The sequence below is a fragment of the Sideroxydans lithotrophicus ES-1 genome (genome assembly GCF_000025705.1).
Classification (GTDB): Bacteria; Pseudomonadota; Gammaproteobacteria; order Burkholderiales; family Gallionellaceae; genus Sideroxyarcus; species Sideroxyarcus lithotrophicus.
In genome coordinates this window covers 1,807,932-1,829,433 of sequence record NC_013959.1, presented here as the reverse complement: position 1 = coordinate 1,829,433, position 21,502 = coordinate 1,807,932, and the positions used below count along the sequence as shown (strand labels likewise).

The following is a 21,502-nucleotide window of genomic DNA, read 5'->3' as shown; positions in this document are numbered from 1 at the left end:
GATATGTCTGCATTGATACAATCAAAAGCCTGGCAGGACTTGCTCGTCCATTTTGAAGAAAACAGGCAGCTTTCGATGCGCAGCCTGTTTGCCAACGATCCCGGTCGCTTCGAGCGTTTTTCGCTGAGTCTGGATGACCTGCTGCTCGACTATTCCAAGAACCTGGTCACCCAGGAAACCATGACGCGGCTCTTTGCGCTGGCCCGTCAGACGCAAGTGGAGGACTGGCGCGAGCAGATGTTTTCCGGAGCGAAGATCAATTTCACCGAACGCCGTGCAGTGTTGCACACCGCCTTGCGTGCGGCGATCGATCCCGCACATGCGCCGGTGCTGGTAGACGGGCAGGATGTGTTGCCGGGAGTGCGCCGTGTGATGGAAAAGATGCGCAGTTTCAGCGAGAACGTGCGCAACGGGGCATGGCGCGGCTATACCGGCAAAGCCATCACGGATGTCGTGAACATCGGTATCGGTGGCTCGTTCCTCGGGCCGTTGATGGTATGCCGTGCCCTGCATCCATATCACGGCAAGGTGAAGGTGCATTTTGTCTCCAATATCGACAGCACCGACTTGCTGGAGAATCTGGAGGCGCTTGATCCCGAAACGACATTGTTCATCGTCGCTTCCAAGACCTTCACCACGCAGGAGACGCTGATGAATGCGCGCGCAGCACGCGACTGGTTTCTGCGCCGTGCGGTCGATGAGAAGCACATCGCCAGACATTTCGTTGCATTATCGACCAATGCCAGGGAAGTGACGGCATTCGGCATCGACGTGGCGAATATGTTCGAGTTCTCCGACTGGGTCGGCGGGCGTTATTCGCTGTGGTCTGCGATCGGCTTGCCTATCGCCTTGGCGGTGGGAATGGACAACTTCGAGGAGTTGTTGCGCGGTGGTTACCAGATGGATACCCATTTCCGCACTGCGCCGCTGGAGCGGAACATGCCGGTGATCCTGGCGCTGCTGGGGCTGTGGTACAACAATTTTCACGATGTCACCAAGCAGGCGCTGCTGCCCTACGATCAGGCACTGGAGCATTTCGTGCCTTATTTCCAGCAGGCCGACATGGAGAGCAACGGCAAGCGCATCGACCGCGAAGGTTTGCCTGTGGATTATCCGACCGGTCCCATCCTGTGGGGTGGAGTAGGGACCAACGGCCAGCATGCCTATTTCCAGATATTGCATCAGGGGACGCAAATGATCCCGAGCGATTTCATCGCCGCGGCAAAGACCCACTATCCGCTGGGTGAACATCATGCGACCTTGCTGTCGAACTTCTTCGCCCAGACCGAGGCGCTGATGCGCGGCAAGACGGAGGCGGAGGCGCGCGCCGAACTGCAGGCTGCCGGCATGGAGCCCAAAGACATCGAAGCGCTGCTGCCGCACAAGGTGTTCGAGGGCAACAAACCGACCAATTCCATCCTGTTCGAGAAGCTGACGCCGGGAACGCTGGGCAGGCTGATCGCGCTCTACGAACACAAGATATTCGTGCAGGGCATCATCTGGAACATCAATTCCTATGACCAGTGGGGCGTGGAGCTTGGCAAGCAGCTTGCCAGCCATATCCAGTCCGAATTGCGCAGCGGGGACGAGATCGCGGCACACGATTCTTCCACCAACGGACTGATCCATCACTACAACTTGCTCAAATGAAGATACTGTTCGTGACTTCCGAAGTACACCCGCTGATCAAGACCGGCGGCCTCGCCGATGTCAGCGGAGCGCTGCCAGCCGCACTGCAAGGTCTGGGACAGGATGTGCGGTTGCTGGTGCCGGGCTACACCCAGGTGCTGGAGAAGCTGGAGAACAAGCGCACGGTCGCTACGTTTGCCGTTTTTTCCGGGCAGCCGGAAGTGAAATTGTTAAGCGCGAAGATGCCGCACACCGAAGTGCCGGTATATGTGCTGGACGCTCCCCAATATTTCTGCCGGGTACCGGGGCCGTATCAATACGAGCTTGGCGGCGATTGGCCCGATAACGCGATGCGTTTCGGCATGCTGTCCAGGGTTGCCGCGCTGCTGGGCAGCGATGCTTCGCCTGTCGGCTGGCGTGCCGACATCGTGCACTGCAACGATTGGCAGACGGGACTTGCTCCCGCATACCTGCAACTGATGCCGACCACGCATGCCAGGACGGTGATGACCATTCACAACATGGCCTTTCAGGGCAACTTCGATCGCGACTGGCTGGCGCCGCTCGAATTGCCGCAATCCTGTTTCGACATGCACGGCGTGGAGTTCCATGGTTACCTGTCGTTCCTGAAGGCGGGCTTGCATTATGCCGACCGCATCGTGACGGTCAGCCCGACTTATGCGCATGAGATACAGACGACCGAGATGGGTTATGGCATGCAGGGGTTGCTCAAGGTGCGCAATGGCGATGTCAGCGGCATCCTGAACGGCATCGACGAGCAGGAATGGAATCCTGCGACCGATCCATACCTGGCGGCGAGATATGACAGCAGCGATCTTGCGCCCAAAGCGACAGTCAAGCGCGAGCTGCAACAGCGTGTGGGCCTGGAAAATAACGAAAGAGCGCCGTTGCTCGGAGTGGTCAGCCGCCTTACTTACCAGAAAGGGCTGGATCTGTTGCTGGAGAGCCTGCCCAAACTGCTGGACGGCGGCGCTCAGCTGGTCGTGCTGGGCAGCGGCGAGAGCGAACTGGAACGGCGCTATCAGCACCTGGCGCAGCGCTATCCGGGGCGGGTCTCCGTCACCGTGCGTTTCGACGAGGGCCTGTCGCACCAGGTCATGGCCGGCGCGGACATCTTCCTGATGCCGTCGCGTTTCGAGCCGTGCGGTCTGAACCAGATGTATGGCATGCGTTACGGTACGCCGCCGGTGGTGCGCCGGACAGGAGGTTTGGCGGATTCGGTGATCGATGCGCAGGCGGCTGACGGCACTGGTTTCGTATTCGAAGAAGCGGATGCATCGGTCTTGTATCGTACTGTCGAGCGGGCGATCGAATGCTATCGCGACGGCAAGGATTTTCGGCGGATACAGCTGAATGGCATGCGTCGCGATGTCGGCTGGGCCGGCAGCGCGCAACGTTATCTGGAGTTGTACAGAAAGATTGCGTAGGGATTTTTTGTCGAGTAACTAACAGGGGAGGAACCATCATGGTCCAGGAAATGCGTTCACCACGATTCATCAGTGCCTTGACCAAGAACACCGTGGCGCTGGTGCTGGCCGGAGGCCGCGGCAGCCGGTTGCACAACCTGACCGACTGGAATGCCAAGCCCGCAGTGCAGTTCGGCGGCAAGTTCCGCATCATCGATTTCCCGCTGTCCAATTGCATGAATTCCGGTATTCGCCGTATCGGGGTGGTGACGCAATACAAGGCGCATACGCTGATCGAGCATATCCAGAAGGGATGGGGTTTTCTGCGCGGCGAGTTCAACGAGTTCGTATCCCTGTTGCCCGCCCAGCAGCGCATTCAGGAAGAATGGTATCGCGGCACGGCGGATGCGGTGTTCCAGAACATTGACATCCTGCGCGGCTACAACCCGGAGTACATCGTGATCCTTGCGGGTGATCACGTCTACAAGATGGACTACGGTGAGATGCTGGCATATCACGTGAGCAGCGATGCCGACATGACGGTGGGCTGTGTCGAGGTGCCTGCCGGCCAATCCGCTTCGTTCGGCGTGATGACCGTTGGCGACAAGGACCGTATCGTCAAGTTCACCGAGAAACCCCCTGTCGGGGATGAGATCCCGGGCAAGCCCGGACGCATCCTGGCCAGCATGGGTATCTATGTGTTCAATGCCAAATTCATGTACGAGCAGTTGATCCGCGATGCCGACACCAAGAAATCCTCGCATGATTTCGGTCACGATATCATCCCTTACCTGATAGACCGCTATCGTGTGTATGCGCACCGTTTTGAAAAGAGTTGCGTCGGCAATCAGGACGGCGTCGATTCATATTGGCGCGATGTCGGAACAATCGATGCTTATTGGGAAGCCAACATGGAGATGGTCAGCGTGACTCCCGCTCTGGATCTGTACGACAAGAGCTGGCCGATATGGACCTATCAGGAGCAGCTGCCGCCAGCCAAGTTCGTGTTCAACGATGACGACCGGCGTGGTGTTGCCATCGACTCCATGGTTTCAGGCGGTTGCATCATCAGCGGTGCCAGAGTGCAGCATTCATTGTTGTTCTCGGATATCAGGGTGGGTTCGCGCAGCGAGGTCTCCGATTCAGTGATATTGTCCGGTGCACGCATCGGCGAAGATGTGAAATTGCACCGCGTGGTGCTCGACAACAATTGCGTGATTCCGGACGGGATGAAGATCGGCCTGAATCCGGAGGAAGATGCGCAACGTTTCCACGTTTCCCCAGGCGGTGTCACCCTGGTGACGCCGGACATGCTGGGCCAGTCGATACATCACATTCGATAAGCTTCTCAGGACGATCATTGGAAAGTACCATGCCACAAAGCAATACGAAGCAAAACGTCAACAAGAAGCTGCATCTGATCCTGTGCTGGCACATGCATCAGCCGGATTATCGCGAGTACCTGAATGGCGAGTTCGTGCTGCCATGGACTTATCTGCATGCCATGAAGGATTACACCGATATGGCATTCCACCTGGAACAGCATCCGCAAGCCAGGGCAGTGGTGAACTTCGTGCCCATCCTGGTCGAGCAACTGCAGGATTACGAACGGCAGTTCAAGAGCGGCGACATTCGCGATGCGTTGCTCGGGATGCTGAATCACGAGCGGCTGGACGAGCTGGGCGACGAAGCGCGTCAACACATCCTGGACAGTTGTTTCAAGAGCAACCATACCAAGATGCTGAAGCCGTACCGGGCCTATCAGCACCTGTTCGACCTGCAGAAGCTGGTGGAGGGGCATGGCCGCGAGAATGTGACCTATCTGTCTGGACAATATCTGGCCGACCTGCTGGTCTGGTACCACCTCGTCTGGATGGGCGAGAGTATGCGCCGCAGCAGCGAACTGGTGGCCCGGTTGATGACCAAGGGCAGCCAGTTCACCTATACCGAGCGCAAGGAGTTGTTCGATCTGATCGGGGAGATCATCACCGGCATCGTGCCGCGGTATCGCAAACTTGCGGAACGCGGGCAGATCGAAATATCGTCCACACCTTACAACCACCCCATCGTGCCGCTGTTGCTGGACTTTGCTGCAGCACGTGAAAGCGAACCGAACGCGCCATTGCCTCAGGCATCGCACTATCCGGGCGGACTGTCGCGAGTGCATTCCCACCTTGCCAATGCCGTGGAGAGTCACAGGCAAAATTTCGGAACCGTACCTTACGGCATGTGGCCTTCCGAAGGCGGTGTGTCGCGAGCTGCGTTGAAGCTGCTGGCGGAACACGGTTGCGAATGGACTGCGACCGGGCAGGCGGTGTTGGCCAATAGCCTGCGGCGCGAGATGAACGACAACCCGCTGCCGGGCAGCTCGGGGTATCTGTACAAGCCTTATCTGGTCGAGACGGGCGGCAAGCCGATCCATTGTTTCTTCCGCGATGACGGTTTGTCGGACAAGATAGGCTTCGAATACGCAAAGTGGAAGGGCGATGATGCGGCAGCCGATTTCGTCCATCATCTGGAGGAGATACTGCGCAATGCGCCGGGTGACGACGACCCGGTAGTCACCGTGATCCTGGATGGCGAAAACGCGTGGGAATATTATCCCTACAACGCCTATTATTTCCTGTCGGAACTCTATTCCAGACTGGAAAGTCATGCCGATATCTGCACCACTACTTTCCATGATTGCGTACGGGCACTGAACGATCCGGATTCGCCTGTGACGGCGAGCAAATTGAAACAGATGGTGGCGGGCAGCTGGGTGTATGGGACGTTCAGCACCTGGATCGGTTCTGCCGACAAGAATCGCGGTTGGGATTTGTTGTGCGAAGCCAAGCGCAGCTATGACATCGTCATGTCGAGCGGGCGCTTGAATGCCGATGAGATGCGGCTGGCCACCGAGCAGCTTGCGGATTGCGAAGGCTCTGACTGGTTCTGGTGGTTCGGCGATTACAATTCGGCGATGAGCGTGGCCTCTTTCGACGCGCTGTTCCGTCGCAACCTTTCAAATCTGTATCGCCTGCTCAAACTGCCGCCGCCCCTTGAGTTGCAGCATGTGATCAGCGTAGGCACTGGAGAGCCGGCCATGGGCGGAGCCATGCGCCGTTCCGAAGCCGTTTGATCCTGGCCAGAATGGTTGTAGGCATGGCCGTCAGCTTTGTTGTTACACTGTCGGCATTCATTCCCGTTTGTGGGAAAACTTACCCATTGGGCGCATGTGACTTTTGCATACAGTCATGGTTTTTTCCGACGTCAGCCCGCTTTGTATCGAGTGCTTGAGCGATTCCCATATCCGCACACGGGGGCGGACCGGTTGCTTTAATATTATTGCGGTCCGCATGTTCATGGAGAACGTCTAACGAGGCGATTTTGTGCCGGTCGGTTCGGACTGCACCGAGTTGGTGCCGGTGTCTGATTCGGAGAATGGAAGACGCTGTTGTTGTCAGGGCAGGGTTGAACACCATGTGCAGATATTCAGGATAACGTCGGCCGACGAAGTGATGACTTTCGAGTACGCTCCGTGTTCTTGTGTTAACTGCTGCTTGGCATCAATGTTGCTGTTGTTATAAAGCAACCAATTTATAAATCATTGGGAATGAAATGAATACGGTCAATAAGCCTTTTCTCGCCAAGCATCCTGGCACGATGAAGATTCCGCCACTGGGCATGAATGCCATCGGTGTGGAGGAGGATTTTTGTCGTTATTTCAATCACACCCTTGGCTGGGAAAAGGCGAGTGTGTCTTCGCACCATGTTTATTCTTCCTGCGCTTTGGTTTTGCGCGACCGTTTGGTCGAGCGCTGGCGCAGGACGCAGCGCGCCTACGATGAGTCCGATTGCAAACAGGCCTATTACCTGTCACTGGAATTCCTCATGGGGCGCGCTTTGGGCAATGCGCTATTGAACCTGGATCTGGAAGGGGCAAGCGCCGAAGCGATGCGCAATCTGGGTCTGGATCTGGAGGAGGTGCAAGAACTGGAAAGCGATGCCGGCCTGGGCAATGGCGGCCTGGGCCGCTTGGCGGCATGCTTCCTGGATAGCTGTGCGACGCTGCAACTGCCGGTGACGGGCTACGGCATCCGCTACGAATACGGCATGTTCCGCCAGAAGCTCGAACATGGGCGCCAGATGGAGGAGCCGGACCATTGGTTGCGCAACGGCAATCCATGGGAGATCGAACGGCCGGAATTCGCGGTCAACATCCAATTCGGTGGGCGTTCCGATTTCTATACCGGATCGGATGGCGGTTTGCACGCACGCTGGGTGGATACCCAGGATGTGGTCGCCGTGCCTTATGACATGCCGATACCCGGCTATCGCAACGGCACTGTGAATACCTTGCGTCTGTGGAAAGCGACAGCCACCGAAGAGTTCAACCTGGATGAATTCAATGCCGGCAGTTATACCGAGGCGGTCGCGGCCAAGAATGCCGCCGAGCATATCACCATGGTCTTGTACCCGAACGATGCCAGCGAGAACGGCAAGGAGCTGCGTTTGCGCCAGCAGTATTTCCTGGCGTCAGCGAGCCTGCAGGACGTCTTGCGCCAATGGGTGAACAAGAATGGCAATGATTTCACCGGCTTCGCCGAAAAGAACTGTTTTCAATTAAACGATACTCATCCCACCTGTGCCGTGCCGGAACTGATGCGTTTGCTGATGGATGAACATGGATTGGGCTGGGATGAGGCGTGGGATATCACTTCGAACACGATGGCCTATACCAACCATACGCTGTTGCCGGAAGCATTGGAGCGCTGGCCGGTGCATATGTTCGGGCGACTGTTGCCGCGATTGCTGGAGATCATCTACGAGATCAATGCCCGTTTCATGGAGGAGGTGTCTTCACGCTGGCCCGGCGATACGGAGCGCGAGCGGCGCATGTCCATCGTGGAAGAGTGCGGCGTGCCGCAGATACGCATGGCCTATCTGGCAGTGGTGGCGTCTCATTCCGTGAATGGCGTGGCTGCGCTGCATTCGAAGCTGTTGCAGCAGCATCTGTTCCATGACTTCTTCGAGTTGTGGCCGGCCAGGTTCAACAACAAGACCAACGGAGTGACGCCACGTCGCTGGATGGCTTCAAGCAATCCGTTGCTGAGCGCACTGATCGACCAGAGTATCGGTGACGCTTGGCGAACCGACCTGTCCAGATTGACGGCGCTGCGCGAATTTGCCGATGACAAGAAGTTCCGGGCCGAGTGGTACAAGGTGAAACAGGCCAACAAGCAAAAATTGGCCGAGATGGTCGCAAAGGATTGCGGCGTCGAATTCGATACTTCTGCATTGTTCGATGTGCAAGTCAAGCGTATCCACGAATACAAACGCCAGTTGCTCAATGTGCTGCATGTCATCCATCTTTATGATCGCATCAAGAGTGGCGATATTGCCGACTGGACGCCGCGTTGTGTGCTGATCGGTGGCAAGGCTGCGCCGGGCTATATCATGGCAAAGCGCATCATCCGGCTGGTGATCGCGGTAGCAGATGTCGTCAATCACGATCCGGCAACCAAGGGTCTGTTGCGCCTGGCCTTTCTGCCGGACTATCGTGTTTCTGCGATGGAGGTGATCTGTCCGGCCGCCGACCTGTCCGAGCAGATTTCCACGGCGGGCAAGGAGGCATCGGGTACGGGCAACATGAAATTCATGATGAACGGAGCGATCACCGTCGGTACGCTGGATGGAGCCAACATCGAGATCCGCGAAGAAGTCGGAGCGGAGAGCTTCTTTTTGTTCGGATTGACTGCCGAGCAGGTCGAGGCAGCTCACGGACATTATGATCCAGCCGCTATCGTTGCGTCCGACAAGGAGCTGGCGCGAGTGATGCACTTGCTGGAAAGCGGACATTTCAACCTGTTCGAGCCGGGGCTGTTCGATCCTGTCGTACAGGCGATCATGAGTCCGCAGGATCCATGGCTGACGGCTGCGGATTTCCGCAGTTACGTGCTTGCCCAGCAAAAGGTGTCTGCCGCATATCGTGATCGCGAACGCTGGACTCGCATGAGTATCCTCAATACCGCAGCCAGCGGAAAGTTCTCCAGCGACCGCACCATACAGGACTATAACCGCGATATCTGGCACCTGCTGCAAGTGCCGGCACATGTTGAGTAAACGGGCGGGCGGGCCATCCCGCCCCGTTTCATGTATCATTCTGTCCGCGATATTCGTTTTGTGAAGCCAGCCTAAATTCAAAGGAAGTGTCAGTATGTCAAATGTAGAGACCTTGAGTGGATTGCAGCGCCGTTTGAATGCGTCCATCCCCCAGCAACAATTGCGCGGCGAAATGGAAGCGCGGCTGAAGCGCATCGGCCGGACCGCCAAAGTACATGGATTCCGTCCGGGCAAAGTGCCGTATAAAGTCCTGGAGCAGCAATACGGGCCATCGGTGCAACAGGAAGTTCTGGGCGAGAGCCTGCAACGTTCTTTTGCCGAGGCTGCCGTTACCAACAAGCTGCAAGTGGCCGGCTATCCGCAGTTCGAGATCAAGACTGCGGACCTGAACGCGCCGCAGATCGAGTACAGCGCGACTTTCGAGGTTTATCCGGAAGTCACCCTGGGCGATATCTCGGACGTAAGCGTAAATCGCGTTGCATTCACGCTGAGCGATGCGGATGTGGAAGAGACCATCAAGACATTGCGCAAGCAGCGTGCAGTGTTCAAAAAAACCGATCGTGCGGCTCGTAATGACGACCAGGTTCGCATCGATTATTACGGCAAGCTGAACGGAGTCGTATTCGAAGGTGGCGAAGCCAAGGATGTTCCGTTGGTGCTTGGGGTCGGGCGCATGCTGCCGGATTTCGAAAAGGCCATCGTCGGTATGAAAGCAGGGGAGACCAAGTCCTTCGACATGACTTTCCCCGCGGATTATCACGGCAAGGAAGTGGCCGGCAAGCAAGTGACTTTCACTATCACCGTGCATGCAGTGGAAGAGGCGGAGTTGCCTGAAGTCGATGCCGAGTTCGCCAGATCTCTTGGCCTGGAGGACGGCGATGTGGACAAGCTTAAAGCCGAGATCCGCGACAACATCGGGCGCGAGGCTCAGCGTCGGGTGAAGGTGCGCAATAAAGACAGCGCAATGGACGCGTTGCTCAAGATATCTGAGCTGGAAGTGCCCAAGTCACTGTTGGAAAGTGAGGCACAAAACCTGATGCAGCAGACTCTGCAGGATATGGAGTCGCGCGGAATGAAAATCCCCAAGGGGATGCAATTGCCGGCGGATATGTTTGTCGAACGTGCGACCAAGCGCGTGAAGCTCGGCCTGATTCTGGCTGAGTTGGTCAAGAAGCATGACCTGCAAGCCAAGCCTGAACAGGTAAAGGCTCTGGTGCAGGAATATGCGCAGAGCTACGAGCATCCGGAAGAAGTGGTGCGTTGGTATAACTCCGATCCTGCGCGCCTGCGTGAAGTCGAAAATCTCGTGCTGGAGGATAATGTGGTCGCCTGGGTGATGGCTGGTGCCAAGGTCGGCGATCAGGCAGTCACGCTGAACGAATTGATGGGGAGTAACTGAACATGTTGAATAGCTCTACCAAGCTGATGATGGAACCGCAGGACATCGGCATGATTCCGATGGTGGTTGAGAGCAGCGGGCGAGGAGAGCGGGCCTACGATATCTATTCGCGCCTGCTCAAGGAGCGTGTGGTATTCCTGGTTGGCGAGGTCAATGACCATACCGCCAATCTGATCGTTGCCCAAATGTTGTTCCTGGAATCGGAAAATCCGGACAAGGATATCCATTTCTACATCAACTCGCCGGGCGGCTCCATCTCGGCGGGTATGGCGATCTACGATACCATGCAGTTCATCAAGCCGCAGGTATCTACGCTGTGTATCGGTATGGCCGCATCGATGGGCGCATTCCTTCTGCAGGCAGGTGCAAAGGGCAAGCGTTTTGCCTTGCCGAATTCAACCGTAATGATCCACCAGCCTTTGGGTGGATTCCGCGGCCAGGCATCGGATATCGAGATCCATGCCAGGTACATCCTGAGTTTGCGCGAACGCCTGTATGCATTGATGGCACAACATACCGGACGCACAGTGGAAGAAATCGCCCGCGACAGCGAACGCGACAATTTCCTCAGTGCGAAAGAGGCTGTGGAATACGGCCTGGTAGATCAAGTGCTGGATAAGCGGATTTAAGTAATCAGGTAGGTTGCCGATAATTTCGGAGCGGAGGTGCAAATGACGTCGGACAAGAACAAGGGTGACAAGCTGCTGTACTGCTCGTTCTGCGGGAAAAGCCAGCATGAGGTGCGCAAGCTGATTGCGGGCCCGTCGGTATTCGTGTGCGACGAGTGTATCGCGCTGTGCAACGACATCATTCGCGAAGAGACACAAAGCAGCATCGGCGGGGACAAGTCAGACAAGAGCGAGTTGCCGGTTCCTCATGAGATTTGCGCACGTCTGGATGAGTATGTCATTGGGCAGCGTCAGGCAAAAAAGATTCTGTCGGTGGCTGTATATAACCACTACAAGCGCTTGAAGAGCACTGACGCGGACGGTGTCGAACTGGCAAAGAGCAATATCCTGCTGGTCGGACCGACTGGCTCGGGCAAGACCTTGCTGGCGCAGACGCTGGCGCGGTTGCTCAATGTGCCTTTCGTGATGGCGGATGCCACTACGCTGACAGAAGCGGGTTATGTTGGCGAGGATGTCGAGAACATCATCCAGAAATTGCTGCAGGCCTGCGACTATGATGTTGAGCGTGCGCAACGCGGTATCGTCTACATCGACGAGATCGACAAGATCTCGCGCAAATCCGACAACCCTTCCATTACCCGCGATGTGTCGGGTGAGGGCGTGCAGCAGGCACTGCTGAAACTGATCGAGGGCACCAAGGCGTCTATCCCTCCTCAGGGCGGACGCAAGCATCCGAATACCGAGTTCCTCCAGGTGGATACCAGCAATATACTGTTCATCTGCGGCGGTGCATTCGACGGTCTGGAGAAGGTGATTCGCAACCGCTCCGAGAAAGCAGGTATAGGTTTCTCCGCCAATCTTGCCAAACGCGATGAAAGTAACGATATCGGCAAGGTGTTGCGCGGAGTGGAGCCGGAAGACTTGATCAAGTTCGGTCTGATTCCAGAGTTCGTCGGCCGCCTGCCGGTGGTGGCGACACTCGAGGGATTGGATGAGGCAGCCTTGATCCAGATATTGACCGAGCCAAAAAATGCGCTTACCAAGCAGTATCAGAAACTGTTCTCGATGGAAGGTGTGGAACTGGAGTTCCGCGAAGGCGTGTTGAATGTGATTGCAAAAAAGGCGCTGGAACGGAAGACCGGTGCGCGCGGATTACGCTCAATTCTTGAAAATGCCTTGCTGGATACCATGTTCGATCTGCCGTCGGCGGAAAACGTGAGCAAAGTAGTGCTTGACGAAAACAGTGCGGGTGAAATCAAGCCCATCGTGATGTATGCGGATACGCCCAAGGCCGCGTAAGCCTGCCTTGGCGGGCAGGGCTTGAATTACTGAGCCCTGACCCCACATCGTCTTTGTCCCCTAATAATTCAGAGTCCCGAATCATGGCCGAAAACGATCCTATAAGTACAACCGCTGACCTGTATCCATTATTGCCCCTGCGCGATGTGGTGGTTTTCCCGCATATGGTGATTCCGCTGTTCGTTGGGAGGGCAAAGTCCATCAAGGCACTGGAAGCTGCGATGGAAGCGGGTAAAAGCATCGTGCTGGTTGCGCAAAAATCCGCTGCCAAGGACGAGCCTGCCACCGAGGATATCTATCGTATCGGCAGCATCGCCAATATCCTGCAAATGCTCAAATTGCCGGACGGCACGGTCAAGGTGCTTGTGGAAGGTACGCAACGCGCAAAAGTGTTGCGGATATTTGATGACAAATCCCATTTGGATGCCGAGATACAGCCGGTGCCTGTCGACGAAGAGATCGGCCACGAGGCCGAGGCGATGCGCCGTGCGCTGATCAACCAGTTCGATCAATATGTAAAGCTGAACAAGAAGATCCCGCCTGAAATCCTGACTTCACTAGCAGGTATCGACGATGCCGGTCGCTTGGCCGACACCATCGCTGCGCATTTGCCGCTCAAGCTGGAACAGAAGCAGGAAGTGCTGGAAATATTCGATGTGCGCCAGCGACTCGAGCATCTGCTGGGCCTGCTGGAAGCAGAGCTGGACATCATGCAGGTGGAGAAACGTATCCGTGGGCGCGTCAAACGCCAGATGGAAAAGAGCCAGCGCGAGTACTACCTGAATGAGCAGGTGAAAGCGATCCAGAAGGAGCTGGGCGAAGGCGAAGACGGTGCCGACATCGAGGAGATCGAGAAGAAGATCAAAGATGCGCACATGCCCAAGGATGCACGAGCAAAAGCCGAGGCGGAACTGAAAAAGCTGCGCCTGATGTCACCGATGTCTGCCGAAGCGACCGTGGTGCGCAATTACATCGATGTGCTGGTTGGTTTGCCGTGGAAGAAAAAAACCAAGATCGATACGGATTTGAAACATGCTGAAGACGTGCTGGAGGCTGATCACTACGGTTTGGAAAAGGTGAAAGAGCGCATCGTGGAATATCTTGCGGTGCAGCAACGCGTGGCCAAGATGAAGGCACCTATCCTGTGCCTGGTAGGTCCTCCCGGTGTGGGCAAGACTTCGCTGGGGCAGTCCATCGCGCGTGCAACCAACCGCAAGTTCGTCCGCATGTCGTTGGGCGGCGTAAGGGATGAGTCCGAGATACGAGGGCATCGCCGCACTTACATCGGTTCCATGCCGGGCAAGATACTGCAGAACATGAGCAAGGTCGGGGTGAAGAATCCGCTGTTCCTGCTGGATGAAGTGGACAAGATGGGCATGGATTTTCGCGGAGATCCATCGTCGGCATTGCTGGAAGTGCTTGATCCGGAGCAGAACCATACTTTCGTCGACCACTACGTTGAAGTCGAGTATGACCTGTCGGATGTGATGTTCGTTGCCACATCCAACAGCATGAATATCCCTGCGCCGCTGCTGGACCGTATGGAGGTCATCCATGTGTCCAGCTACACCGAGGACGAGAAGGTCAATATTGCCACACGTTATCTACTGCCCAAGGCGATCAAGAATAATGGCTTGAAACCGGAAGAGATCAGTGTCTCTGAAAGTGCGATTCGCGACATCCTGCGTTACTACACGCGCGAAGCAGGTGTGCGTAGTCTGGAAAGGGAGTTGTCCAAGATATGCCGCAAGGTGGTGAAGTCGTTATTGCTCAAAGGCCGTGAAAACAAGGTCACGATCAATGCACGTAATCTGGACAAATATCTCGGCGTGCGTCGCTATAGTTATGGCATCGCTGAAAAGACGAATCAGGTTGGACAAGTCACTGGCTTGGCCTGGACCGAAGTCGGTGGCGAACTGCTGACCATCGAGACTGCGGTTCTGCCGGGCAAGGGCAAAACAACGACGACAGGGAAGCTGGGCGAGGTGATGCAGGAATCCATTCAGGCAGCTCTGAGCGTAGTGCGCAGCCGGGCTCGAGCCTTGGGTATCGCCGGAAATTTCTATGAAAAAAGCGACCTGCATATCCACTTGCCCGAAGGTGCAACACCCAAGGACGGCCCGAGTGCGGGCATCGGCATCTGTACCGCGATGGTGTCGGCGCTCACCGGCATCCCGGTACGTGCAGATGTGGCGATGACTGGTGAGATAACGTTGCGCGGTGAAGTATTGCCGATCGGGGGTTTGAAAGAAAAGCTTCTGGCTGCGCAACGTGGTGGAATCAAGGTCGTTCTTATCCCTGAAGAAAACACCAAGGATCTGGTCGAAATACCGGATAACGTAAAAAACAAGCTTGATATTCATCCAGTCAAGTGGATAGAGCAGGTTTTGGAGATGGCGCTGGAGCGCCGGCCGGAACCGCTGGTGGAGCCTGAGGTCGCTACGGTTGCCACACCTGCAGTCATCAGCGAGACAGGCACATCCTCTGCGATCAAGCATTGACGCGGGCTGGCAAGGCGTTCGAAAACTTAAAAAGTTTTTGCAATTGCTTGACCGGCCCAAAAACCCTTGATATAAAGCCGTTGCAGGGCTTTCCTGTGTTCTCAACTAACAAGCAAAGGGGAATCGCGTGAGTAATAAATCTGATCTGATCGAAGCAATTGCTAAATCCGCTGACATTTCCAAGGCCGCAGCTGGGCGTGCATTGGACGCGACAATCGAATCCATCAAGAAGTCTCTGAAAAAGGGTGAACTCGTAAGCTTGGTTGGTTTTGGCACGTTCTACGTTGGTAAGCGCGCTGCACGTAATGGCCGTAATCCCCGCACTGGCGCCACAATTAAAATCAAGGCTGCTAAAGTTCCTAAATTCCGCGCTGGCAAAGGTTTGAAAGATGCTGTAAACTAGTCGTCTTTGTCGGGTGCTTAGCTCAGCTGGTAGAGCACCGCCCTTACAAGGCGATTGTCGGCGGTTCGATCCCGTCAGCACCCACCAGTGGTTTTATGTTGTAACAGCAGTAAAAGTTTTGGAGTGGTAGTTCAGTTGGTTAGAATACCGGCCTGTCACGCCGGGGGTCGCGGGTTCGAGTCCCGTCCACTCCGCCAAACAGAGGCGAACGAAAGTTCGCCTTTTTTCATATGGGATGTCCGAAGTGACGTCCGTTCTTTCGGGTAGGATGTTATGTTCGATTTTGTGCAAGAAAAGAGAAGGCTGGTGCAGATCGTATTGGCACTGATCATTTTACCTTTCGCATTTTGGGGTGTGACTTCATACCGGAATTCAAGTGGTACCGCGCCGCTGGCGACCGTAAACGGTGAAAAGATCGGACAGCAGGAATTCGATAGCGCGATGAATCAGCAACAGCAACGTGTTCGTGAAATGGCCGGCGCCAATTTTGACCCTGCATTTTTCGATAAGCCGGAAATCAAGTTTTCGCTGTTGGACAGATTGGTTACGCAACATCTGATGGCGATGGAGGCGAAAAAGGTTGGTCTAAGCATCACTGATGAGCAGGTTGGGCAAATTATCGTCAATATCGGCGCCTTCCAGCAGGATGGCAGATTCGACAGGCAACGCTACGAGGCGGTGCTTAGAGACAAGGGCAAGACCCCATCAGGCTTCGATGCTGAAATACGCCAGGCTGTGCTTCTTCAGCAATTGACGGAATCGTATACCCAGAACGGATACGCCCCTGAATCGATAGCCGAAAAACTGATACACCTGAACGAACAGCAACGAGTTGTGGCTATTGCCGACCTTGATGCTGCGGCATTTGTGAAGCAGGTCAAATTATCCGATGGTGCTGTCAGTGAATATTACAATAAGAATTTGCAAGAATTCCAGCTGCCGGAACGCGCTCAGGTTCAATACGTGGTGCTGTCGTCAGACTCTTTGCTGTCACAGGTGAAGGTGAGAGATGAAGAGGTAAAACAGTACTACGAAGAACACCAGGCAGACTTTGGAACGCAAGAACAGCGACATGCAGCACACATCCTGATTACAGTTCCGAAGCAGGCTTCGGATGCAGAGAAGCAGGCGGCACGGACCAAGGCGGAACAGATATTGAAGCTGGTAAAGCAATCTCCGGCCAAGTTTGCCGCGTTGGCTAAACAGTATTCGCAAGACCCGGGTTCGGCATCAAATGGCGGAGATCTGGGGGAGTTCGGACGCGGTGCGATGGTGAAGCCGTTCGAAGACAGTGTGTTCAGCCTTAAAGTCGGACAAGTGAGCGACTTGGTACAGACAGACTTTGGATATCACATCATCAAACTGATTGCTGTAAAGCCGGCCAAGATCCAGGCCTTGGCTGAAGTCAGGGACATGATCATCCAGCAACTGAAGTTGCAGCGCGCCAATGACATGTTCGCCGAGCTGGCGGAGAAATTCAACAATACCGTCTATGAGCAAAGCGACAGTCTGAAGCCGGCTGCAGAACTGGCAAAATTATCGGTGCAGCAAGGTGTATGGCTGAGCAAGGGGCAGCCACCTGCAGGATTGTGGACGGACAAAGTATTGCAGGCGGTGTTTTCGGATGATGCGATAAAAAACAAACGCAATACTGCAGCATTGGAGGTCGGCCCCAACAAGTTGTTGGCTGCCAGGGTAACGGACTACAAGCCGGCAAGCGTACGTCCTTTGACGGAAGTATCTGCTGCTATCCAGCAAAAGCTCCTGCAATTGCAGGCTTCGGAACTGGCGAGGCAGCAAGGCAGGGATTTTCTGGGCAAGTTGCAGCATGGTGAGAAGCCTGGCGTGAAGTGGACGGCTGCTCAAAGCATCACTCGCAATCAGCGTTCGAACATCGATCCTGAGCTGCTGCAGGCCATATTTAGTGCTGATACAAGCAAATTACCTGCCTATGTTGGTGTCGACAGTGCAAGCGGTTTCAAATTGGCTCGCATTGATGAAGTCAAGGATGCTGCGACAGTCGATGAAGGAAAGATAGCTCGTTATGAACAACAGATTCGCCAGATAACAGGCGATGCGCTGTGGCGGGCCTATATGGAAGATGCGAGAAAGCGGGCCAGTATCACAATGAAGGAGTTCGCGGCGGAAGAAAAGAAGTAATCGCTACGAGTCTCAGGGCTAACATGAAACGCCGCTCAACTGAGCGGCGTTTTATTTGCAAACGTAGTGTCAGGCTTCGGTCGTGCCGAGTGAAGTGGTGTTGAATCCACCGTCTACATATGTTATTTCGCCGGTGATGCCGCTGGCAAGATCGCTGCACAAGAACGCTGCCACGTTGCCGACCTCTTCAATCGTGACATTGCGTTTGAGCGGCGCATGCTTGGCATTGTATGAAAGCAGCTTGGCAAAATCGCCAATGCCGGCGGCAGCCAGAGTCTTGATGGGGCCGGCAGATATGGCATTGGCACGTATTCCTTTGCGTCCCAGATCCATGGCCAGGTATCGCACGCTGGCTTCGAGGCTGGCTTTGGCCATTCCCATCACATTGTAGTGCGGCATGGTGCGCACTGCGCCCAGGTAACTCATGGTCAGTAGCGCAGACTTTTCGTTCAGGTAAGGCAAGGCGACCTTGGCCATGGCCGGGAAACTGTAGGCACTGATGTCGTGTGCTGTTCGGAATGCCTCCCGGCTGAATCCATCCAGAAACTCTCCATCCAGCGCCTCGCGCGGAGCAAATGCGATTGCATGCACAAACCCGTCGAATTTATCCCAGTGTTTGCTCAGGTCGACGAAAAGCTTTTCAATTTCAGCGTCTGAGGATACATCGCATGGAAATGCCAGCTCGCTGCCAAATTCCTTGGCCATTTCCGTTACACGCTCTTTTACGCGTTCCCCCTGATATGTAAAGGCGAGCTGCGCGCCTTGGCGACTCATGGCTTGTGCGACCCCATAGGCTATGGAGCGGTTGCTGATCATGCCGGTAACAAGAATGCGCTTATTTGCCAAAAATCCCATGTTGTTTCCCGCAAATGGTTGATATAAAGATTGCTGATTATAACCCTGTGATCGTCAGCACTGATGTGTTCGCCTGATATCCGGATTGGAGTTGCAGGGCTGGTTTCTGCCAAGCCCGGATGGTTCGCCTCAACTTTGCTTGGTGGGGTGATTTTTTGCCTGAAACTTTAAGGGGATACTTGGCGCATATCTGAAATTTGTGAAGTTCCGGTGAAGTGAAGCTCGACGCTTAATCGTATATAATTCCCAACTGTTCATTTCGGATTTTCCTTCATGCTGGAAGTCGGCAATCTTGCGTGCAGTCGCGGCGATCATCGTTTGTTTTCCGGATTGAGTTTCACGCTCCAGGCCGGAGAGATCATGCAGGTACAGGGGGCAAACGGTAGCGGCAAGACCAGTTTGCTGCGCACGTTGTGCGGCTTCATTCAGCCTGAAGAAGGTGAGATTCTCTGGTGCGGCAAACGTGTACGCGAACTGGGTGAAGATTACTATGCCGAGCTGCTGTATATTGGCCATTTGAACGCGATCAAGGACGAGTTGAATGCACTTGAAAATTTGCAGATGAGCGCCGGACTGGCGGGTTATACGGTATCCGAACAACAAGCTGCCGCCGCATTAAGGCGCATGGGTTTGCAGCGCCGAGAACATTTGCCGGTGAAAGTGCTGTCACAAGGGCAGCGTCGAAGGGTTGCATTGGCCCGTTTGTTGATAGGTGATGCGCATTTGTGGATACTGGATGAACCATTGACCGCACTTGACGTGGGGGCAGTGGGCTTGATGCAGGAACTAATTGGCGAACATCTGTCGAAGGGTGGCATGGCGATTTTTACTACGCACCAACCCTTGCATGTGGAAGGTGTTCAGACTCGTCAACTGGCACTGTCATGAGGAAACTCTCGCTGTTCGGATTGATGGGATTGGTGATCCGGAGAGATTTGCTCTTGGCGATGCGCCGACGCGCAGATGTCCTGACCACGCTGATCTTTTTCGTGATGGTGGCAAGCCTGTTCCCATTGGGAGTCGGGCCGGAATCCGAGATGTTGCGAAAGATGGCATCCGGTGTGGTGTGGGTCGCCGCCTTGTTGGCTTCCATGTTGTCGCTGCCAAGGATGTTTTCAGCGGACTATCTGGACGGAACATTGGAGCAGATGTTGCTCGCGCCGCAGTCGCTCACCGTACTTGTGCTAGGAAAGATCATGGCGCATTGGATGCTGTCCGGCCTCCCGTTGGTATTGATCGCGCCAGTGCTGGGATTGCAATTCGATATGTCTGCGCAGGCATTGTGGATGTTGATGCTGGCGTTATTGCTGGGTACGCCCATACTTAGCATGATTGGCGCTATAGGCGCGGCGCTTACCTTGGGTTTGCGCGGAGGCGGCGTGCTGGTGTCGTTGCTGGTGTTGCCGCTTTGCATCCCGGTGCTGATATTCGGTACGGGTGCGGTGGAGGCGGTCACCAGCGGTATGAGTGCTGTTTCCAACCTGTCTTTGCTGGGGGCTTTTATGCTGTTTGCCCTGGTATTCACGCCGTTCGTGGCGGCGCAGGCGTTACGTATTTCTATGGAGTAGAGATTTGGCAATCAACTGGTTCAAATACTCGGCACCGACCACATTTTACGGTCTGGCAGGCAAGCTGATCCCTTTCTTTGCATGGCCGGCAGCGATCTTGTTCGTGATCGGCTTATACATAGGCTTTTTCGTGGCGCCGACCGATGCTGTGCAAAGCGAAGCTTATCGCATCATGTTCATTCATGTCCCGGCTTCCATCCTGTCCATGTTCATTTACCTGGTTATGGCCGGATATGCTGCATTGGGGCTGATATTCAATACCCGGCTTTCTTCCATGATGGCGCAATCCCTCGCGCCGACTGGTGCGCTGTTTGCATTTATCTCGCTATGGACAGGCGCGCTATGGGGCAAGCCGATGTGGGGGGCATGGTGGGTGTGGGATGCGCGCTTGACCTCCGAATTGATCCTGCTGTTCCTCTACCTGGGCTTCATCGCCCTGCAGGCATCCATCGACGATCCGCGCCGCGCGGACAAAGCCAGCGCCTTGCTGGCAATCGTCGGATCGGTGAACGTGCCGATCATCTATTTTTCGGTGAAGTGGTGGAATACCCTGCATCAGGGCTCGACGATCAAGTTCAGCGGAACCACGATGCATATCGCCATGCAGCAAGCCATGTTCTCGTTATTGATCGCCTGCTGGCTGTATGCAATTGCCGTCAGTCTGGCACGTGTGCGCAGCATCATTCTGGAGCGTGAAGCCAATACGCAATGGGTGAACAGCCTCAAGGAGGTGCAGCCATGACACGGTGCAAGAATGTGACGGGTGCGGGAATGGCTGCATTGCACCTCCCCCGCAATCTGCTGGCTATGCCAGTAAAGTGTCGGAGGTGCAGCAATGAACTGGGCTGATTTTTTTGCCATGAACGGTTACGCTTTTTACGTATGGGGATCGTACGGGCTGGCATTTTTTGTGTTTGCTGTCGAGATCGCCATGGTGCGCAACCGCAGAAAGAATGTGTTGCGCGAATTGCGTTTGATGAATAAAGAGATGGGTGAAGACGGAACAGGGGAAGCGGCATGACACCTAGGAAGAAAAGATTGTGGTTCATCGTTGGAGGGCTCGTGCTGGTTGGTGCGGCAGTTGGTCTGGTGCTGTTTGCACTGAAGAACAACGTCAGCCTGTATTTCACCCCGACCCAGGTTTACAACAAGGAAGCGCCGCAAAATCGCAGCTTCCGCATCGGTGGCCTGGTAGAGTCGGGGAGTTTGAAGCGCGAAAATGATGGATTGACCGTGCATTTCAACATCACAGACACATTCAAAACGATGGCGGTGGTCTATAAAGGCATCCTTCCGGATCTGTTCAAGGAGGGAAAAGGGGTGGTTGCCCAAGGCAAACTGGAAGAGGGTAACGTTTTCCATGCCGAAGAAGTGCTGGCCAAGCATGATGAAAACTATATGCCACCAGAGGCGGCTGATGCATTGAAAAAGGCCAAAGCTGCCGAAGCTGCCAAAGCCGCACCGTTGCAGGCTGGCAACAGCCCATCCGCTGCAGTTCCTGTAGATAAATAATTTTGAGAGCCTCAG

17 protein-coding genes and 2 tRNA genes are annotated in these 21,502 nt (G+C 55.1%); 18 read left to right on the top strand and 1 reads right to left on the bottom strand.

Going from position 1 to position 21,502, the window contains the following annotated elements:
- Positions 1-3 precede the first annotated feature (3 nt).
- The 13 genes from pgi (at position 4) to SLIT_RS08995 (ending at position 17,552) form a co-directional block, all read left to right on the top strand.
- Positions 4-1,650 carry a glucose-6-phosphate isomerase gene (gene pgi, locus SLIT_RS09055; protein WP_013029937.1) on the top strand — a complete coding sequence of 549 codons (1,647 nt, stop codon included), beginning with the start codon at positions 4-6 and terminating at the stop codon, positions 1,648-1,650.
- Positions 1,647-3,077 carry a glycogen synthase GlgA gene (gene glgA, locus SLIT_RS09050; protein WP_013029936.1) on the top strand — a complete coding sequence of 477 codons (1,431 nt, stop codon included), beginning with the start codon at positions 1,647-1,649 and terminating at the stop codon, positions 3,075-3,077. The genes pgi and glgA overlap by 4 nt, the downstream gene beginning before the upstream one ends.
- Before the next feature lie 38 nt (positions 3,078-3,115).
- The gene (gene glgC, locus SLIT_RS09045) at positions 3,116-4,399 is read left to right on the top strand and encodes a glucose-1-phosphate adenylyltransferase (RefSeq protein ID WP_013029935.1); all 1,284 of its coding nucleotides are present in this window, start codon (positions 3,116-3,118) and stop codon (positions 4,397-4,399) included.
- A 29-nt stretch (positions 4,400-4,428) separates the two neighbouring features.
- Positions 4,429-6,177 carry a glycoside hydrolase family 57 protein gene (locus tag SLIT_RS09040; RefSeq protein WP_013029934.1) on the top strand — a complete coding sequence of 583 codons (1,749 nt, stop codon included), beginning with the start codon at positions 4,429-4,431 and terminating at the stop codon, positions 6,175-6,177.
- Positions 6,178-6,656: 479 nt separating this feature from the next.
- Complete coding sequence (locus SLIT_RS09035) at positions 6,657-9,161, top strand: glycogen/starch/alpha-glucan phosphorylase (RefSeq protein ID WP_013029933.1); 2,505 nt, start codon at positions 6,657-6,659, stop codon at positions 9,159-9,161.
- 94 nt (positions 9,162-9,255) lie between these two features.
- On the top strand, positions 9,256-10,560 hold the full coding sequence (gene tig, locus SLIT_RS09030; RefSeq protein WP_013029932.1) for a trigger factor: 1,305 nt from the start codon (positions 9,256-9,258) through the stop codon (positions 10,558-10,560).
- A gap of 2 nt (positions 10,561-10,562) precedes the next feature.
- The gene (clpP, locus tag SLIT_RS09025; protein WP_013029931.1) at positions 10,563-11,189 is read left to right on the top strand and encodes an ATP-dependent Clp endopeptidase proteolytic subunit ClpP; all 627 of its coding nucleotides are present in this window, start codon (positions 10,563-10,565) and stop codon (positions 11,187-11,189) included.
- A 42-nt stretch (positions 11,190-11,231) separates the two neighbouring features.
- The gene (clpX, locus tag SLIT_RS09020; protein WP_013029930.1) at positions 11,232-12,488 is read left to right on the top strand and encodes an ATP-dependent Clp protease ATP-binding subunit ClpX; all 1,257 of its coding nucleotides are present in this window, start codon (positions 11,232-11,234) and stop codon (positions 12,486-12,488) included.
- 83 nt (positions 12,489-12,571) lie between these two features.
- On the top strand, positions 12,572-14,989 hold the full coding sequence (gene lon, locus SLIT_RS09015) for an endopeptidase La (RefSeq protein ID WP_013029929.1): 2,418 nt from the start codon (positions 12,572-12,574) through the stop codon (positions 14,987-14,989).
- A 127-nt stretch (positions 14,990-15,116) separates the two neighbouring features.
- On the top strand, positions 15,117-15,392 hold the full coding sequence (locus SLIT_RS09010) for an HU family DNA-binding protein (RefSeq protein ID WP_013029928.1): 276 nt from the start codon (positions 15,117-15,119) through the stop codon (positions 15,390-15,392).
- A gap of 11 nt (positions 15,393-15,403) precedes the next feature.
- Positions 15,404-15,479 (top strand) — tRNA-Val (locus SLIT_RS09005).
- 33 nt (positions 15,480-15,512) lie between these two features.
- A tRNA-Asp gene (locus SLIT_RS09000) sits at positions 15,513-15,589 on the top strand.
- 76 nt (positions 15,590-15,665) lie between these two features.
- Positions 15,666-17,552 (top strand): SurA N-terminal domain-containing protein, encoded by a 1,887-nt coding sequence (locus SLIT_RS08995; protein WP_013029927.1) that lies wholly within the window; start codon positions 15,666-15,668, stop codon positions 17,550-17,552.
- Between the two features lie 69 nt (positions 17,553-17,621).
- On the opposite strand, the gene fabI is transcribed toward SLIT_RS08995, so the two are convergent.
- A complete protein-coding gene (fabI, locus tag SLIT_RS08990) occupies positions 17,622-18,407 on the bottom strand; it encodes an enoyl-ACP reductase FabI (protein WP_013029926.1) in 786 nt (261 codons plus the stop codon).
- A 273-nt stretch (positions 18,408-18,680) separates the two neighbouring features.
- Here fabI and ccmA point away from each other — a divergent pair, with 273 nt between their 5' ends.
- The 5 genes from ccmA (at position 18,681) to ccmE (ending at position 21,487) form a co-directional block, all read left to right on the top strand.
- Positions 18,681-19,295, top strand: coding sequence for a cytochrome c biogenesis heme-transporting ATPase CcmA (ccmA, locus tag SLIT_RS08985; protein ID WP_013029925.1), 615 nt, complete (start codon positions 18,681-18,683; stop codon positions 19,293-19,295).
- Positions 19,292-19,975, top strand: a complete 684-nt coding sequence (gene ccmB, locus SLIT_RS08980) for a heme exporter protein CcmB (protein WP_013029924.1) — start codon at positions 19,292-19,294, stop codon at positions 19,973-19,975. Before ccmA ends, ccmB begins: the two co-directional genes overlap by 4 nt.
- A gap of 4 nt (positions 19,976-19,979) precedes the next feature.
- On the top strand, positions 19,980-20,717 hold the full coding sequence (gene ccmC / locus SLIT_RS08975) for a heme ABC transporter permease CcmC (protein WP_013029923.1): 738 nt from the start codon (positions 19,980-19,982) through the stop codon (positions 20,715-20,717).
- Between the two features lie 93 nt (positions 20,718-20,810).
- Complete coding sequence (gene ccmD / locus SLIT_RS08970) at positions 20,811-20,996, top strand: heme exporter protein CcmD (RefSeq protein ID WP_013029922.1); 186 nt, start codon at positions 20,811-20,813, stop codon at positions 20,994-20,996.
- Positions 20,993-21,487: a cytochrome c maturation protein CcmE gene (ccmE, locus tag SLIT_RS08965; RefSeq protein WP_013029921.1), complete on the top strand. Its 495-nt coding sequence runs from the start codon at positions 20,993-20,995 to the stop codon at positions 21,485-21,487. Before ccmD ends, ccmE begins: the two co-directional genes overlap by 4 nt.
- The last annotated feature ends 15 nt before the right edge of the window (positions 21,488-21,502 follow it).

Coding starts and splice junctions, on each gene's coding strand:
- pgi (WP_013029937.1), top strand. CDS start 4: ATGTCTGCATTGATACAATCAAAAGCCTGGCAGGACTTGCTCGTCCAT.
- glgA (WP_013029936.1), top strand. CDS start 1,647: ATGAAGATACTGTTCGTGACTTCCGAAGTACACCCGCTGATCAAGACC.
- glgC (WP_013029935.1), top strand. CDS start 3,116: ATGGTCCAGGAAATGCGTTCACCACGATTCATCAGTGCCTTGACCAAG.
- SLIT_RS09040 (WP_013029934.1), top strand. CDS start 4,429: ATGCCACAAAGCAATACGAAGCAAAACGTCAACAAGAAGCTGCATCTG.
- SLIT_RS09035 (WP_013029933.1), top strand. CDS start 6,657: ATGAATACGGTCAATAAGCCTTTTCTCGCCAAGCATCCTGGCACGATG.
- tig (WP_013029932.1), top strand. CDS start 9,256: ATGTCAAATGTAGAGACCTTGAGTGGATTGCAGCGCCGTTTGAATGCG.
- clpP (WP_013029931.1), top strand. CDS start 10,563: ATGTTGAATAGCTCTACCAAGCTGATGATGGAACCGCAGGACATCGGC.
- clpX (WP_013029930.1), top strand. CDS start 11,232: ATGACGTCGGACAAGAACAAGGGTGACAAGCTGCTGTACTGCTCGTTC.
- lon (WP_013029929.1), top strand. CDS start 12,572: ATGGCCGAAAACGATCCTATAAGTACAACCGCTGACCTGTATCCATTA.
- SLIT_RS08995 (WP_013029927.1), top strand. CDS start 15,666: ATGTTCGATTTTGTGCAAGAAAAGAGAAGGCTGGTGCAGATCGTATTG.
- fabI (WP_013029926.1), bottom strand. CDS start 18,407: ATGGGATTTTTGGCAAATAAGCGCATTCTTGTTACCGGCATGATCAGC.
- ccmA (WP_013029925.1), top strand. CDS start 18,681: ATGCTGGAAGTCGGCAATCTTGCGTGCAGTCGCGGCGATCATCGTTTG.
- ccmB (WP_013029924.1), top strand. CDS start 19,292: ATGAGGAAACTCTCGCTGTTCGGATTGATGGGATTGGTGATCCGGAGA.
- ccmD (WP_013029922.1), top strand. CDS start 20,811: ATGAACTGGGCTGATTTTTTTGCCATGAACGGTTACGCTTTTTACGTA.
- ccmE (WP_013029921.1), top strand. CDS start 20,993: ATGACACCTAGGAAGAAAAGATTGTGGTTCATCGTTGGAGGGCTCGTG.